This is a genomic window from Stenotrophomonas sp. STEN240 (assembly GCF_056756175.1).
In genome coordinates this window covers 1-15,131 of record NZ_JBRRBO010000070.1, presented here as the reverse complement: position 1 = coordinate 15,131, position 15,131 = coordinate 1, and the positions used below count along the sequence as shown (strand labels likewise).

The window sequence follows — 15,131 nt, the reverse complement described above, 5'->3', positions numbered from 1 at the left end:
TCCTTCTCCCTTCGGGAGAAGGTGCCCGAAGGGCGGATGAGGGTTGGTGCGGAGCACCTGCGTAGATGATTGCGGAGGTCTTCGCCCCCTACCCTCTCCCCAACCCCTCTCCCGCAGGGAGAGGGGCTTCAGGCTTCGGCCTTATCGCCCTGCGCCGAACTGGTACGTCACGCCCAGCATCGGGCCGGACAGGGATACGTCCAGGCGCTTGCCGTTGTCGCGGTAATCCAGGCTCTGGTGGCGGTAGCCCATCGAGACGAACAGCTGGTCGGTGGCCTGGTAGTTGGCCAACGCCAACAGCTGCCAGGTGGAATCCGAGCCCACACCAAAGCCACCTACGTCTACGTAGGCAATGCTGCTCCAGCGCGGCGTCAGCGCCTGCCGCCAGCGCACGCCGGCAATCGGGTCGACGAACGAGGAATCCGAACGCGCCGATACCAGCCCCGGTACGTTCACCGCGGCGCTGATGTCCCAATAGCGGATACCGGCCAACAGATCTATGCCGGTGCGCTCGGTGGCCATCCACGCGTAACCCGCCGTTGCGGTCACCGAGGTCTGGCGCACTTTCACCTTCGCTGCCAGGCCCATCGGCAGCGGTGTCGAATCCGACGTCGATGCATGGGTGAAATCGGCCTGCAGTACGAAGTCGCCACGGCGCGCGGTGCCGGTGATGAAGGCGGCCGCGTCCAAGCTGTCCATCAACTCGGAAAAGGATTTATCCACATCAGCCATCGGTGCAGCACGGAACGGCCTTACCTGGCCTTCCATGCCGCTCATCCACACGTAGGGCGTGGCCTGGAAACGCCAGCTGTCGTCATTGCTGTTGCCCTGCGCATGCGCAAGCGGAACGCCGCCCATCGCAAGCAACAGCAGCGGCAAGCACGCCCGCTTGAGGTTGAATCGGGTTTTCATTGAAGCTCCGGATGTCGCGTGCCCGGCTTGCCCGGGCACACAGGGTGCGCGTTACACGCCGAGGAAACGGAACGGTTTGGCGTCCTTGAACTGGGCGTTGGCTTCACCGGAGTAAATGGTGCGCTGCTGTGGACCAAGATCCAGCCGCTTCACCTTGCCGCCGTTCTCGCTGAAGTCGATCTTTTTCAGGTCCACCCAGAACACATTGGTGGCCAGCGCCGACTCGAAGTAGTAACGCATGCGCGACTGGTCGGACACTGTGCGCCAGCGGGTGGACGAGATGTTGGGTTGGTCCGGGGTGGTGATGCCATACGGCACCGACACGTTGCGGATAACGCCGAACACGCTGGCCGTGGACTCCACCGGGTCGGCCGATTTTGGGATCGCGTCGATGTAGAACGCAGCACGTGCGAAACGATCCGCCGCGCGGTTGGTGCCCGGCAGCATCACCGTGCCACCGATCTCGCGCCAATAGCTCTCCAGCGCCAGCTGCTGCTCAAAGATCGGCGAGTTGGTCATCACCTTGTACTCGCGGCTGTGGTGAATGACCTGCTTGCCCTTGATGTATTCGATGATGGCGCTGTCGCCACTGGCATCGGACAGCGACAGATGCAGCGTGGCCAGGCGCTGCTCGCCGGGCGCTGCATCGCTGACCAGGGTGAAGGGCTCGGCGCTCAACACCTTTACCGCTTCTTCAACGGTGGCGAAGTTGTCGAGCATGTACTGCGTCCACGCCGAGATGCTCAGGCCGGGCTTGCCGCTGTTGCGCTCGGGGTATTCGGATTCGGCCAGCCATAGCAGGTTGGCGACCAGGCCGGCCTCGTTCATGCCGTCGGTGGTGGCGATGTCATAGGCGCTGGCAATGACGCTGCCGTAGCGCGAGGTCCACTTCAGCGTGTCCGGACCGGTTTCGCCGGTACGCTGCATGCCGCGCGGGAACATCCACAGGTGGGTGCCGGTGTCGATCTTGTAGTCCATCGAGCGGCCGGTGAAGATTTCATTGCCGGCGCCGTGGTAAACAAAGCGGGTGCAGGCGTCGGCTTGCTGCTGCATGCCGGCCATACCGAACAGCACGGTGGCACAGGCGGCAATGATGGATCGCTTGGCTGATTTCATGGAGCGGGCTCCCTTGGCTGGACCAGGTCAGTACTGCAATCGGATTGATCCTAACAGCCATTCATTGACGGGCGGCGACCGGCTTGGCAGTCCTGAAAAACAGCAATCCGGCGACAAGCCACTGCTATGCTCAGCGCATATTCGAACGGAGGAACTGCCCATGCCTCAGATCACACTGCATCACACCGTTGCCGCGCTGCGCCCGTTGCTGGTCGGCGCTTTGTTGACCACTGCCTTGAGCGCTTGCGTGAGCGCGCCGCCGGTTGCCAATACCGATCCCGATTTTGGCCGTTGCAGCGATGCAGGCCTGCAATGGGCGCTAGGCACGGTCAATGACGAACCCACCGTGCGCCGCCTGAAGAAGGAAAGCGGCGCTGGCCTGCTCAACCCCATCGGCCCGAACACGATCGTGTCGCGCGATATCCGCCAGGATCGCCTGCGCGTGTTCGTGGACGCCAACAACGTCATCACCAAGGTGCGTTGCGAGTAACTCCAGCGGGCGCCAACCCGCCCCACAACACGCAGATGCACGAACGGCAGGGTTTCCCCTGCCGTTCGTCGTTTCACACGTTCACGCTAGCCGCGCTTATTTCAGGCCTCGGTTGTGCAGCAGCGGCTCGACGCTCGGGTCCTTGCCTCGGAAATCACGGTAGGCCGTTGCCAGGTCGCGGGTATTGCCGATCGACAGGATCTTGTCGCGGAACACCTGGCCGTTTTCACGGGTAAGGCCGCCGTTCTCCTTGAACCATTCGAACGCGTCGTGGTCGATCATTTCCGCCCAGAAATAGGCGTAATAACCGGCCGAATAACCGCCGCCCCAGATGTGATCGAAGTAGCTGCTGCGGTAACGCGGCGGCACCTGCGCCAGATCCACCTTGTAGCGCTTCAGCGCATCGGCTTCGAACTTGTCCACGTCCTGCAGCGGGGCGTCAGCACCCTGCGTATGCCAGGCCAGGTCCAGCAGCGCCGCCGACAGATACTCGGTGGTCATATAGCCCTGGTTGAAGGTCTTGGCCTTGGCGATCTTGTCCACCAGCTCCTGCGGCATCGCTGCCTTGGTCTGGTAGTGCTTGGCGTAGTTGGCGAATACCTTCGGGTCCGAGGCCCAGTGCTCGTTGAACTGCGACGGGAACTCGACGAAGTCACGCGGCACGCCGGTGCCGGCCACGCTGGGGTACTTGGTGTTGGAGAACATGCCGTGCAGGGCGTGGCCGAACTCGTGGAACATCGTGGTCACGTCGTCCCAGCTCAGCAGCGCGGGCTGGCCGGCGGCAGGCTTGGTGAAGTTGCTGACGTTGTAGACCACCGGCTTGGTGCCGGTCAGGCCGTCCTGTTCGACAAACACGTCCATCCAGGCGCCGCCGGACTTGCTGTCGCGCTTGTAGAAATCGGCGTAGAACAGCGCCAGCGGCTGGCCGTTGGCATCGGTGACTTCAAACACGCGCACGTCCGGGTGATAGACCGGCAGGTCGGTGCGCTCCTTGAAAGTCAGGCCGTAGAGCTGGTTGGCGGCGAAGAAAACGCCGTTCTGCAGCACGTTGTCCAGCTCGAAGTAGGGCTTGATCTGCGACTCGTCCAGGTCGTACTTGGCCTTGCGTACCTGCTCGGCATAGAAATCCCAATCCGACGCGGTGGCCTTGAAGCCGCCCTTCTGCGCGTCAATCACCTTCTGGATTTCAGCCAGCTCACCACGCGCCTTGGCGGTGGCCGCCGGCACGGTATCGGTCAGCAGCTTGAGCGCATGCTCCGGCGTCTGCGCCATCTGGTCGGTCAGGTTGTAGGCGGCGAAGTTGGGGAAGCCGAGCAGCTTGGCCTTGGCCGCGCGCAGCTGGGCCAGACGCTGGATGATCTTGCGGGTGTCGTTGGCATCGCCGTGCTCGGTGCGGGTTTCCGAGGCCTGCAGCACCTTGGCGCGCACGTCGCGGTCCTGCAGCGAGCCGAGCACCGGCTGCTGGGTGGTGTTCTGCAGGCTCAGCACCCACTTGCCATCCAGCTTGCGACCCTTGGCGGCATCTTCAGCGGCGGCGATATCGCCATCGGACAGGCCAGCGAGCTGCGCCTTGTCGTCGATGGTGACCGCACCGGCGGCAGTGGCCGCAACCAGCTTGTTGTGGAAATCGTTGGCGAGGGTGGCTTCCTCGGCGTTGTACTGCTTCAGCGTTTCCTTGTCGGTATCGCTGAGCTGGGCACCGGCCTTGACAAAGCCCTTGTAGGTTTCTTCGACCACGCGCAGCTGCTCGGGGTCCAGACCAGCTTCGGCACGTGCGTCATAGATGCTCTTGATGCGCTCGAACAACTTGGCATCCAAACGGATGGCATCGCTGTGCGCGGCCAGCTTGGGCACCACGTCTTCCTGGATCTTCTGCCGCTCCGGGTTGGTATCGGCCTGCACCACGCTGAAGAACACGCGGCTGACGCGGTCCAGGATGGCGCCGGATTTTTCCATCGGCAGCAAGGTGTTGTCGAAGGTGGCCGGCTGGGTGTTGTCGGTGATCTGCTTGATCTCCGCCAGCTGCTGGCGCATGCCTTCTTCGAAGGCCGGCAGGTAATCGCTGTCCTTGATCTTGTCGAAGGCCGGCGCCTGGAACGGCAGCGAGCTGACAGTCATGAACGGATTGGTGGAGGCATCGGCCGGGTTGGCGGCCGGCGCGGGTGCATTGGCGGTCACGGGGGCAGTGGACTCCTTGCCAGAACAGGCGGCCAGCGCAAGGCTGATGGCGGCGGCCAGAACAACGGTACGCGACATGAAACGGCTCCTTGGGAACGGGCTTCGAACAGCCTTTCACCCTACTCCGATCCAGGCCCGGCGACATGTGCCGATGGTGGCGCCGGCCGGCGCCGGATATGTCGGCTGGGCGCTCAGCTGGAGCTGTGGTTCTTGCCTTGCCATTGCCGGTACCACTGGCGGATGGCGGCCATGTCGGCCACATCATCACCGGTGGTATGGAAGGGTGGGCCAAAGCCAAGCACCCGTTCCGGGTAGTGGAAATAGGCCGGGATGATGGGCACATCGGCCATGCGCGCGATCTTCAGGAAACCGCCCTTCCATTCAGTCACCTGCTTGCGAGTACCTTCCGGCGCCAGCGCATACCAGACCTGCTCGCTGTCGCGGATCATCGCCACCGCCTGGCCCACCGTGCCCTGCGGCGAACTGCGGTCCAGCGGCACCACGCCGAGCCGGCGCAGCAGCACGCTCAGCGGCCACCAGAACAGCTTGTCCTTGCCGAGGATGCGCGCTTCCAAGCCCAGCGCCATCTTCGCCGCCAAGCCCCACAGGCCGTCCCAGTTGGACGAATGCGGCGCGGCAATCACCACCGCCTTGGCCAGGTCCGGGATCGGCCCACGGATATGCCAGCCGCCCAGGCGCAGGACGCTGCGCCCCAACCAACGGCTGAAGGCGGCGTTCTTGCGCTGCGGCATGGCGGCGGGAAGGACCGGAACGGTCGGCGGCGTGTTGCTCAAGCATTACTCCCAATTACGTGTTGAACGGCCGCGCTTGACCTGCGCGCGTTCTTTTTTCTGATCCAGACGGCGCAGCTTGGAGCCGTAGGAAGGCTTGGTCGCGACCCGCGGCTTGGGCACGCTGAGGCTGGCCTGGATGAAGCTGGCCAGCCGCTCACGCGCATCCTGGCGGTTGCGGTCCTGGGTGCGGAAGCGTTGCGCATCGATCACCAGCACGCCTTCGCTGGTTACCCGGCGGTCGCGGCGGGCGAGCAGACGCTCGCGCAGCGGCTCGGGCAGCGACGGCGAGTTGGCGATGTCAAAACGCAGTTCCACCGCGGTGGAGACCTTGTTGACGTTCTGCCCACCGGCGCCGGACGCACGCACGAAGCGTTCGACGATCTCCGTTTCCGGTATCGCCAATCGTTCCGAGATTTCAATCTGCTCCGTAGCCATCGGCGCATTGTACGGGCTGCGGCAGTTTTAGCCCTCTCCTTGGGGCGTAGCGCAGGGAAGGGGCTCAAGCGAAAGCACCCCTCCCCAGCCCTCCCCTTTGCTGCGCAAAAGGGAGGGGGCTCAAGCAGAAACACCCCTCCCCAACCCTCCCCTTTGCTACGCAAAAGGGAGGGGGCAAAGCGGGTGCCGCAGCGGACCCTGCGACTTGCAGCCAATCACCCCCTCCCTTGCGCATGGCGCAGGGGAGGGTTGGGGAGGGGTGCCTTTCGCGGCTCACTTCGAGTGCCTGCGCTGGCTGCAACTGCAGGGTCTTGCGAGCTGGATTCTGCCGAGCGGCTGGAGCTTTAGAAGCACCCCTCCCCAACCCTCCCCTTTGCTACGCAAAAGGGAGGGGGCAAAGCGGGTGCCGCGGCGGACCCTGCGGCTTGCAGCCATTCACCCCCTCCCTTGCGCATGGCGCAGGGGAGGGTTGGGGAGGGGTGCCTTTCGCGTCTCACTTCGAGTGTCTGCGCTGACTGCAACTGCAGGGTCTTGCGGGCTGGGTTCTGCCGAGCGGCTGGAGCTTTAGAAGCACCCCTCCCCAACCCTCCCCTTTGCTACGCAAAAGGGAGGGGGCAAAGCGGGCGCCGCTGCGGACCCTGCGGCTTGCAGCCAATCACCCCCTCCCTTGCGCATAGCGCAGGGGAGGGTTGGGGAGGGGTGCCTTTCGCGGCTCACTTCGAGTGCCTGCGCTGGCTGCAACTGCAGGGTCTTGCGGGCTGGGTTTTGTCGAGCGGCTGGAGCTTTAGAAGCACCCCTCCCCAACCCTCCCCTTTGCTACGCAAAAGGGAGGGGGCTCAAGCAAGAGCACCCCTCTCCAGCCCTCCCCTTTGCTGCGCAAAAGGGAGGGGGCTCAAGCAGAAGCACCCCTCCCCAGCCCTCCCCTTTGCTGCGCAAAAGGGAGGGGGCTTGATTCACTCCCAGTAGCGCCCTGCCCAACGCCGGTAGGCGCGGTAGTGGTGGATCGCAAAGCCATCAAACGAGGGCTCGTTGCGCAGTGCGCGTTCCACCTTGCGTACTTCCTGCTCGAACACCTTCGGCCCTTCCTCATCGAAGGTGACCTTGTTGATGTCATTGGACGAAACTTCCAGGCCGATCACCACCTTCTTGCCAACTTCATTGGCGTAGGCGATCTCACTGGCAGCGTGCGAGAGGATGCTGTCGCGGCCCTCGGCCTTGTCGCGGTAATCCATCAACGCCACGTAATCGTAGATGTTGATGGTGTGCTCGCTGACCGGCCGGTTGCGGCCGTTCCATTCCACTTCGATGCCGTCCAGCCAGAATGGAATTGCCGGGCCCACCGTCAAGGTGGCACCACTTTCCTGCTTGATGCGCATCACCGCCGCGCTCATGTCCAGGAAGCCGATCAGCAGGTCTTCGCGGGTATCGTCTTCCCATTGGTCGAGAATATGCGGCTCGATGTCCAGGTTGGCGCCATCAAAGCGCGCCACTGCCGGCACCGATGCGTTGTACTCCACCACCCGCCGGAACATCGCTTCGGCCTCCTTGCGGTATTCCGGCAGCACGTAGTTCTGCGTGCTCAGGTACCAGGAGCCCAGCAGCGCGTACACCTTCATCCCCTTGCCATGCAGGCGCTCGATGAAGGCGCGGTACAACTGCGGCTGCTCGACGATGAGGTTGCGCTCCTTGTACGCGTCGGCGTACAGGTAGACGGTGTCGATGCGCTGCGACTTCAGGTACGTTACCGCCTCGTCGGCAACCGCCGGGTCTTCGATCATCGCGTAGGACTCGGCTTCCCAGGTCCAGATAGCGCGACTGGCAGCGGCTGCATGCGCCACCGGCAACAGGCACAACGCCGCCAACAGGCCAAGATGGAAACCTCGGGTCATGGCGAACTCTCCACGGTAGCGGCGGCATCTACCTGCAGATGGTAGCGGCCCTGGCCGATGGCCTTGCCCGTGTCCGGATCGGAGGGGAACACCGATACATAGCAGTGACCGCCGCAATCCTGCGGCAGGCGCAGCTTCAGCTGTACCTGCTGGCTGCCACCGGGCGGCAGCTGCATTGCCTGCCCATAGACTTCCTGCAGCTCGCGGCCGTCCTCGCTGGACATCACCGCCAGCGGCACGAACATCCGGCTGGGCTTGGGATCACCGCTGCTGAAAACCGCCGTCAGTTGCACACCATCGGCAACAGCGGCCAGCTCGGCCGACGTCAGCGACAAGCCGTGCGCGACCGGCGCGGTGGTCGCTGCCGCCGCTGCGGCCGGTGCGCTATAGGCCACCAGTTTCGGGGTCAGCCCTTCCGGCGTCAGTGCATTCTTCTTCATGAAGATCGCATTGGCCTGGGTATAGCGCTGCAGGCGCTGCATCGCCCAGGCACGCACGCTGGCGTCGTCGGTTTCGGCCAGGTGCATGCCGTCCTGCAACTCGTACAACTTGCCGTCATGCAGCCACCAGCGTTCGGCCAGGTATTCCGGCGCACTGGTCTTGGTCTGCTTCAGCGGCAGCTGATGGGTGTTGCGGAAGGTTTCGGCCATATCCAGGCCGGTGCCCAGCCACGCCGTCTGCGCAGGACGCTTGAGGCCGTAGGTGTTGGACAGCAGCGCCATCAGCGACGGCGTCACGTCCAACTGCGAGGACACCGCGCGGATGCGCTTGGGCCGCTTGAGCAGCGGCGAGAACACGATAAGCGGCACGTGATAGCGGTCCACATGCTCGCCCATCGGGATCTCCGGCAGGCGGTGGTCGCCGGTCACCACGAAAATGGTATTGGCATACCAGGGCGTCTTTTCCACCGAGGTGAAATAGCGGCGCAGCTGCTCATCGGTGTACATGATGGTGCTGTAGATGTCGGTGCTGGCGCGGTAGCCGGCGCGCTGCGCTTCGGGCACCTGCAGTTGCTGCAGGCGCTGTTCGAACTGCTTGCGATAAACATCCTGGTCGGGGAACTCGTAGCTGGTATGCATCGAGATGGTCTGCATCGCCATCAGGAACGGCGACTGCAGCGTGTTGTTGTCGGCCAGCACGCGCGAGACCAGTTCCTTGTCCGGGTAGCCCCAGGCGCTGAACGGATTGCGCTGGTATCCCTCGCCGAAGTTGTTCATGTCCACCAGCGTCTGCACCTGCTGGCCCTGCATGTAGCCACGCTCGTCATCGAAGTTGGTATCGGTGCCGTTGTAGAAGGCGGTGTTGTAGCCCTGCTGGCGCAGCACGCTGAACAAACCCGGATGCGGCGGCATGCGCTCGCCCAGCGCGGTGAAGCCCTCCTCGGCAAACGGCGCCGAGCCGATCAGGGTCGGCAGTACGCCAAAGGTGCGGCCCTGGTTGGCCAGGAAGTTGTCGAAATACAGGCTGCGCGTGGCCAGCTCATCAAGGAACGGAGTGAAGCTGCCCAGCGGCGCCTGCGGGCCGGAGAACGAGCGGCCCAAGCCTTCCACCACGATCAGCACCACGTTCGGCGGGCGGCCATCGCTGGTGGGCGAGAAGTACGCGCCCAAGGTATCGGGCGTCTGTTCCTGCCGCAGGAACGGGAAATCCGGATCCAGCGCGGGCTCATTGCTGGCCATCGCGCTGGGCGCAGCCGCCACATCGGCCTCGCCCTTGAACCAACGCCACACATCACCACTGAACCAGGCCAGCTTGTTGCAGGCCAGGTCACGCGAGGCGATATCCTTCAAGGCCACCGCACCGGTGGGCAGCGGCAGGATCCAGGCGATGCCAGCGGCGACCAGCAATACCGTGCTCCATACCGGCGAACCTTTCAGCTCGCGCCGCGCCACCCATAGCAGGCCCAACCACAGCACCAGCAATGGCAGGGCCATCGCCAGCACGCCGCGCAGGCCCAGCGGTGCGCCATCGGCCAGGGTGGTGCGGATTTCAGCCACGCTGTAACCAAACAGGTCCGCGCCCAGTGGCACATGCGCTACCTGGAAATACTGGTCCAGCATCACCTGCACGATCAGGAATACCGACCACAGCACGCCCACCGTGATCACGCGCGGCAACGTCCGCTTGATCATCAGCAGGGGCACGCTCAACAGCATCAGCAGCGGCACCGCACGCAGCAGCATCAACACCGCCTGCGCGCCGGCGATGCCAGCAATCGCCCCGCCCTGCAATCCACCGCCGGCAGCGGCAACACCGTTGCTCACCGCCATCGCCACCAGCACCAGCTGCGCCAGCAGCAACACCGGGAATACCGAAGAAAAACGCGCCCAGGCGCCGCCGTCATGCGTGGATGTCATCGTCAACTGCTCCGTTACCAACGCGTATAGATAGAGCCAGACAGGCGCTGCTCGTCAAAACCGCCATCGTCGTCGGCATAGCCGGCACCGAGCTTGAAGCCCCAGTTCGGCGTGACCTGATGCCGCCATGCCACACCGATGGCCGCGTTGCTGTCACGCACGACGCTGCCGAACCGGTCCAGGTCGGTGCTGCGGCCGCTGCTGACGCTGACTTCCAGATAGTCGTCGGCATCGCCCTTGTAGTAATTGCGCAGCAGCACACGGTGGCTCCAGCTGCCCGAGCCAACCCCGGGCACATGCTGCAGCTTGTAGCGGCCATACCAGTTGCCGACATAGCGGCCGACGCCGACGCCGTAGAACTCGGTGTCATCGGAGAAGCGCAGATGATCGACGCTGGCCGACAGTTCCCAGCCATTGCCCACGCCCTGGAACACTTCCACCCGCCAGGTCTGCCGCGGCAGCACGCCACTGGACGGGCCACGCTGGTAACGCAGGTTTGCGTAGGCCCGCGACCACAACGGTACATAGCCATCCAGCGCCCAGGCGGTATCGGCAGTATCGAAGTGATCGGCGCGCAGCAGTTCCAGGCCCAACGAGCCACGCGGGAGATAGCGGCGCAAGGTCAGGTCGTTGTCGTTCCAGCTCTGCCGGTCACCGCTGAAGCGGGTGTGATCCCAACCCACGCTTGCGCCCCAACGGTAACCATCAGCGGCCACTGCATCGGGGTTGGCCATGCGCGGCAGCAGGCTGAGCCGCAGCTCGGCGATCTCTTTTGGATCAGCACCAAGCGTTTGCGCCGTATCAAAGTCGGCACGCGCGGCGGCGAGCTGGCCAAGCGCACGCAGCTCCCGGCCGCGTGCGATGCGCGCCGCCGGATCCTGCGGCGCCAGTTCCACCCAGCGCGAATAGGCATCGGCGGCCTGCTGCGGACGGTCGCTCCAGCGGTACATGTCGCCCAGCGCCGACCACGCATCGGCGTAGGTCGGGCTGTTCTTCGTCACCTGTTGCAGGTCGGCCTCGGCAGCGGCGTATTGGCCGTCCCAGGCATAGGTGCGGCCGCGTGCCAGCAGTACGTCGCCGTTGTCCGGATGCTCGGCCAGCAGCGCGGTATAGCGTGCGATGGTGGCCGCACGGTTGTTTGCATCGGATTGCTCGCGGATCTGCGTCAGCTGCACGGTCAAGGCATCGGGTGCCTCCTGTGCGATCGCCAGCAAGGGCGTGGCCGCCAGCGCCAACATGAGGCAACGCGGGAGCACATGACGGGAAGCGCGGGAGAGGCGGTGCTGGGTCATGGAACAGTTCCTGGAAATCATTGTTGAAGGCTCGATTCGCTGACCACCGGCGAGGCTGCCGCCGGCAGTACATCTTCCTTGTGACTGTGCTGCCAGGAGCCATCTCGACTGATGCGCCCCCAGTTATGCCGCTTGCGCCGCGTGAACAACCAGCTGAGCGTGCCGGAGAAGCGCCAGACCGAGTTCAACTGGCGATAGCCGAAGTTCTCCAGAATCGCGACCACGAACAGCCGCAGCTGCTGCGTTGGCCGCGAGTACAGACCGAAGGACAGTTCCTCCAGCAGCATTGCGTTGACCGACAGCAGAATACCCATGCCAACTGCAGCGGCGAGGAAGATCAGGAACACATCCAGCTGTACCAGCCCGCACAGGGCCAGCACGATCATCGAGACGTAGCCCACCACTTCGATCATCGGCCCGAGAAACTCGAAGAACAGCATGAACGGGAACGCGACCCAACCCGCCGCGCCACCGCGTCGGTTGAACAGCATGCCGATATTGGTCCACAGGCTTTCGGCCAGGCCGCGCTGCCAACGCATACGCTGGTTGCGCAACGACGCCAGATCGGTCGGCGCCTCGGTCCAGCACACCGGATCGGGTACGAATACGATGCGGTAGTCGCGCTTTTCTTCGCGCAGGTTGCGGTGCAGGCGGATCACCAGATCCATGTCCTCGCCGACGGTGTCGGTGCGGTAGCCGCCTATGGCGATCACCCGTTCCTTGTAGAACACGCCGAAGGCGCCGGAGATGATCAGCAGTGCGTTCATCGGCGACCAGCCCATGCGCCCGAACAGGAACGCGCGCAGGTATTCGACCAGCTGGAAGCTGGGCAACCAACGGGTCGGCAAGCCGATTTTGTCGAGCATGCCATCGCGCACGGTGCAGCCATTGAGCACGCGCACCACGCCACCACTGGCGACGACGCGGCTGTCCTCCAGGAACGGCCGCACCACCCGCGACAGGCTTTCCGGCTGCAGGATGCTGTCGGCATCGACCACGCAGAACAAGGGATAGCGCACGCAGTTGATGCCGGCGTTGAGCGCATCGGCCTTGCCACCGTTGGCCTTGTCGACCATGCGCACGCGGGGATGGCTGGCCGAGGCATAGACCCCGTGCACCGGCTCGGTCTGCAGGCGGGTGCGGTAGGCTTCGGGCACGCGTACCAGCCCGAACGCGGCGATCAAGGCATCGCGGGTACCGTCGCTGGAACCATCGTTGACCACCACGATCTCGAACTCGGGGTAGGCGGTTTTCAGCAGCGAACGCACCGAGGACACCACCGAGGTCGCCTCGTTGTAGGCCGGCAGCACGATGCTTACCGGCGGCTGGTATTCGCGCAGCCCGGCCGGCAGATAGTTGGCTCGGTACTCGCGCATGTAGCGCACGATCTGATAGGCCGAGATGTAATTCAGGATCAGGTACGCCAGATTGATGGCGACGAAATAGATCATGAAGAACCATTGCATCGAATCGGCAATGCGCAGCCACGGAATCTGCTGCACATAACTCACCAGCATCTGCCAGTAGCCGTTCATATCGAACTCCTCAAAGCATGCTCGGACAACACGTGCTCGATGATGTCGCGGCCATAGGCATCGCCATGCCGAGATTGCAGTTCACGCAGTGCATCCGCCCCCATTCCCGGCAGGCCCAGCAGGGCCTGCGCGGTGCGATAGCGCACCCACCACACGCTGTCGGACAGCAATGCCTCCAGACGCATGCTGTCGCCATTGCCGCCGATGCGGCCCAACGCGGCAGCAGCGTGCATGCGTACATGCCAACGCGAGGCGGTGAGGAAGCCGATGACCCGTTCGCGATCCTGCGGGTCGGTGATCAGCTGCAGGCACACCGAGATGATGTGGTCATCCACATGGCCGTCGAGCAGTTGCCGCACCACCACCGCCGCACGCTGCGGATCGATGTCGGCCAGGAAACGCACCAGCTTGACCGTGGAATCGGCATTGGCGCGCAGCAAGGCATTGCTGATCTCGTGGGCGGCGCTGCCGTCCACGTTCTCGGCCAGGATCCGCGCAACGCTGCCCGGCACCCAATCCTCGCGTTGCGCGATCATCGGCACGAATGCCGCCATCGCACGCGGCGGATCCACCTGCGCCAGCGCACGCGCCGCACACAGCGAGACGATGGGACTGCGGTCGTCGAGGAACTTCACCAGCTGGTCGTATAGATGCCGATCACGCAGATGGCCCAGCGCGATGATGGTCATGGCGCGGTCGTGGTAGCTGCCACGCAGCATGCGTTGCGCCGCCTCCACCAACCCGACCCGATGGCCGAGCGGGGCCAGCCGTCGTACCGACGCCTCGGGCAGGGTTTCACACAGCGCGTTCCAGGCTTCAATGAAGCCGCTGGCTTCCTCGCGTCGCAGACGCGTCACCGGCACGGTTTCACCGGCAAGCTCGCGCTGCAGAACCTCGGTCCAATACTGCCGGGCGCGCGCGTCACGCTGGTCCCGGCGTTGCGCGCGTACGCGCAGGAACACAATGATCGCCAACAGAACACTAGCCAGCAGCAGCGTGAAAATCGCTACTCCACTGGCTACAACCAGCACTGTCGGTCCCTCGGTCAGACTGTCCATCGCATTTTCCTACTTGTCGCGGGCACGCGGATTGCGAATCCACGTGCTCCCCCCTGGGTGCAGCATCGGCGGGAAGCATAGATAAAAACGTGACTCCAGTCTCTTTTTTTCGCACTTTCTGTAATGATTTTGCCATTCATTTATGCTAGTGAAGGATCGTAAGACCTGGGATTTCATAAAAAACAACCACTTACATAACTGCCCAGGCGCGTCCGGGCCCTTCCAGCAGGCCGCAACAACCGCCTACGGGGCCTGCCGCCGCCCCGGTTATGCTCAATTCCCGCAAACCGCAAGGACGACCCATGCAGCGCCGCCGCTCTCTCTCTTCCCGTTGCGCCCCCCTGTTGATCGCCGCCAGCCTGCTGTTGGCCGGCATCGCCCCGGCCTGGGCCACACCCGCCACCGATGCCGACGTCAATCGCCTGCTGGCAGCATCACGCGCGCAAAGCATGCTCGACGCGATGCTGCCGCAGATGGAGGCTATGCAGGCGCAGCAGTTCGCCCAGATCGCCGAGAAGCAGCCGTTGACCCCGGAGCAGAAAGCGGGCTTGCAGCGCATCCAGCAACGCACATCGCAGACCCTGCGGCAGGCGCTGGCCTGGTCGCAGATGCGGCCGATGTATGTGGACCTGTACAAGCAGTCGTTTTCAAAAGAAGACGTATTGGCGATGGCCGAGTTCTACGAGAGCCCGGCAGGCCAAAGCCTGCTCGACAAGACCCCGGCACTGATGCAGAACCTGATGATCGCCATCCAGCAGAAAATGACGCCGCTGATGGCGGACCTGCAGAAGGATCTGGAAAAGATCAGCAGCGAAACCAAGTAGTGCCGAGCCATGCTCGGCAAAGCATCACCTGTAGTGCCGAGCCATGCTCGGCATGGGCCTTGCCGAGCGAACCCATCCGGTCCCTGTAGGAGCGGCGTAAGCCGCGAAGCAGGCATTGTTGGAATCACCGGCATGCCCGCAATCTGAAGGTCCACCAGCTTCGCGGCTTACGCCGCTCCTACAAATGCTGATGCTGCGCTGAGGTAGTGCCGAGCCATGCTCGGCAAGGGCCTTGCCGAGCGAACCCATCC

Annotated in this window: 12 protein-coding genes; 2 read left to right on the top strand and 10 right to left on the bottom strand. The window is 63.8% G+C overall.

The window, feature by feature from the left end:
* Positions 1 to 141 precede the first annotated feature (141 nt).
* Together ACVOKO_RS18765 and ACVOKO_RS18760 are read right to left on the bottom strand one after the other, a co-directional pair.
* Entirely contained in the window at positions 142 to 912 is a 771-nt protein-coding gene (locus ACVOKO_RS18765) for a porin family protein (RefSeq protein ID WP_346500784.1), read from the bottom strand.
* A gap of 51 nt (positions 913 to 963) precedes the next feature.
* A complete protein-coding gene (locus ACVOKO_RS18760; RefSeq protein WP_430980819.1) occupies positions 964 to 2,028 on the bottom strand; it encodes a linear amide C-N hydrolase in 1,065 nt (354 codons plus the stop codon).
* A 160-nt stretch (positions 2,029 to 2,188) separates the two neighbouring features.
* On the opposite strand from ACVOKO_RS18760, the gene ACVOKO_RS18755 reads away from it, so the two are divergent.
* Positions 2,189 to 2,518 (top strand): hypothetical protein, encoded by a 330-nt coding sequence (locus tag ACVOKO_RS18755; RefSeq protein WP_346500782.1) that lies wholly within the window; start codon positions 2,189 to 2,191, stop codon positions 2,516 to 2,518.
* Between the two features lie 96 nt (positions 2,519 to 2,614).
* Here ACVOKO_RS18755 and dcp read toward each other — a convergent pair whose 3' ends face one another.
* From dcp to ACVOKO_RS18715, 8 genes are all read right to left on the bottom strand, one after another.
* Positions 2,615 to 4,774 carry a peptidyl-dipeptidase Dcp gene (gene dcp, locus ACVOKO_RS18750; protein ID WP_346500780.1) on the bottom strand — a complete coding sequence of 720 codons (2,160 nt, stop codon included), beginning with the start codon at positions 4,772 to 4,774 and terminating at the stop codon, positions 2,615 to 2,617.
* 113 nt (positions 4,775 to 4,887) lie between these two features.
* Positions 4,888 to 5,448 (bottom strand): lysophospholipid acyltransferase family protein, encoded by a 561-nt coding sequence (locus tag ACVOKO_RS18745; protein WP_346500786.1) that lies wholly within the window; start codon positions 5,446 to 5,448, stop codon positions 4,888 to 4,890.
* Between the two features lie 45 nt (positions 5,449 to 5,493).
* Positions 5,494 to 5,925, bottom strand: coding sequence for an alternative ribosome rescue aminoacyl-tRNA hydrolase ArfB (arfB, locus tag ACVOKO_RS18740; RefSeq protein ID WP_346500778.1), 432 nt, complete (start codon positions 5,923 to 5,925; stop codon positions 5,494 to 5,496).
* A 953-nt stretch (positions 5,926 to 6,878) separates the two neighbouring features.
* Positions 6,879 to 7,814: a hypothetical protein gene (locus tag ACVOKO_RS18735; protein ID WP_346500776.1), complete on the bottom strand. Its 936-nt coding sequence runs from the start codon at positions 7,812 to 7,814 to the stop codon at positions 6,879 to 6,881.
* Complete coding sequence (locus ACVOKO_RS18730; RefSeq protein ID WP_346500774.1) at positions 7,811 to 10,171, bottom strand: LTA synthase family protein; 2,361 nt, start codon at positions 10,169 to 10,171, stop codon at positions 7,811 to 7,813. Before ACVOKO_RS18730 ends, ACVOKO_RS18735 begins: the two co-directional genes overlap by 4 nt.
* A gap of 14 nt (positions 10,172 to 10,185) precedes the next feature.
* Positions 10,186 to 11,463 carry a YaiO family outer membrane beta-barrel protein gene (locus ACVOKO_RS18725; protein ID WP_346500772.1) on the bottom strand — a complete coding sequence of 426 codons (1,278 nt, stop codon included), beginning with the start codon at positions 11,461 to 11,463 and terminating at the stop codon, positions 10,186 to 10,188.
* A 17-nt stretch (positions 11,464 to 11,480) separates the two neighbouring features.
* On the bottom strand, positions 11,481 to 12,998 hold the full coding sequence (locus ACVOKO_RS18720) for a glycosyltransferase family 2 protein (RefSeq protein WP_346500770.1): 1,518 nt from the start codon (positions 12,996 to 12,998) through the stop codon (positions 11,481 to 11,483).
* Positions 12,995 to 14,056 (bottom strand): HEAT repeat domain-containing protein, encoded by a 1,062-nt coding sequence (locus ACVOKO_RS18715; protein WP_346500768.1) that lies wholly within the window; start codon positions 14,054 to 14,056, stop codon positions 12,995 to 12,997. Before ACVOKO_RS18715 ends, ACVOKO_RS18720 begins: the two co-directional genes overlap by 4 nt.
* Positions 14,057 to 14,358: 302 nt before the next feature.
* On the opposite strand from ACVOKO_RS18715, the gene ACVOKO_RS18710 reads away from it, so the two are divergent.
* Positions 14,359 to 14,880, top strand: coding sequence for a DUF2059 domain-containing protein (locus tag ACVOKO_RS18710; RefSeq protein WP_346500766.1), 522 nt, complete (start codon positions 14,359 to 14,361; stop codon positions 14,878 to 14,880).
* The last annotated feature ends 251 nt before the right edge of the window (positions 14,881 to 15,131 follow it).

Bases quoted from the DNA above. Each gene is read 5' to 3' on its own strand.
- ACVOKO_RS18765 (WP_346500784.1), bottom strand. From the start codon at position 912: ATGAAAACCCGATTCAACCTCAAGCGGGCGTGCTTGCCGCTGCTGTTG.
- ACVOKO_RS18760 (WP_430980819.1), bottom strand. From the start codon at position 2,028: ATGAAATCAGCCAAGCGATCCATCATTGCCGCCTGTGCCACCGTGCTG.
- ACVOKO_RS18755 (WP_346500782.1), top strand. From the start codon at position 2,189: ATGCCTCAGATCACACTGCATCACACCGTTGCCGCGCTGCGCCCGTTG.
- dcp (WP_346500780.1), bottom strand. From the start codon at position 4,774: ATGTCGCGTACCGTTGTTCTGGCCGCCGCCATCAGCCTTGCGCTGGCC.
- ACVOKO_RS18745 (WP_346500786.1), bottom strand. From the start codon at position 5,448: ATGCCGCAGCGCAAGAACGCCGCCTTCAGCCGTTGGTTGGGGCGCAGC.
- arfB (WP_346500778.1), bottom strand. From the start codon at position 5,925: ATGGCTACGGAGCAGATTGAAATCTCGGAACGATTGGCGATACCGGAA.
- ACVOKO_RS18735 (WP_346500776.1), bottom strand. From the start codon at position 7,814: ATGACCCGAGGTTTCCATCTTGGCCTGTTGGCGGCGTTGTGCCTGTTG.
- ACVOKO_RS18730 (WP_346500774.1), bottom strand. From the start codon at position 10,171: ATGACATCCACGCATGACGGCGGCGCCTGGGCGCGTTTTTCTTCGGTA.
- ACVOKO_RS18725 (WP_346500772.1), bottom strand. From the start codon at position 11,463: ATGACCCAGCACCGCCTCTCCCGCGCTTCCCGTCATGTGCTCCCGCGT.
- ACVOKO_RS18720 (WP_346500770.1), bottom strand. From the start codon at position 12,998: ATGAACGGCTACTGGCAGATGCTGGTGAGTTATGTGCAGCAGATTCCG.
- ACVOKO_RS18715 (WP_346500768.1), bottom strand. From the start codon at position 14,056: ATGGACAGTCTGACCGAGGGACCGACAGTGCTGGTTGTAGCCAGTGGA.
- ACVOKO_RS18710 (WP_346500766.1), top strand. From the start codon at position 14,359: ATGCAGCGCCGCCGCTCTCTCTCTTCCCGTTGCGCCCCCCTGTTGATC.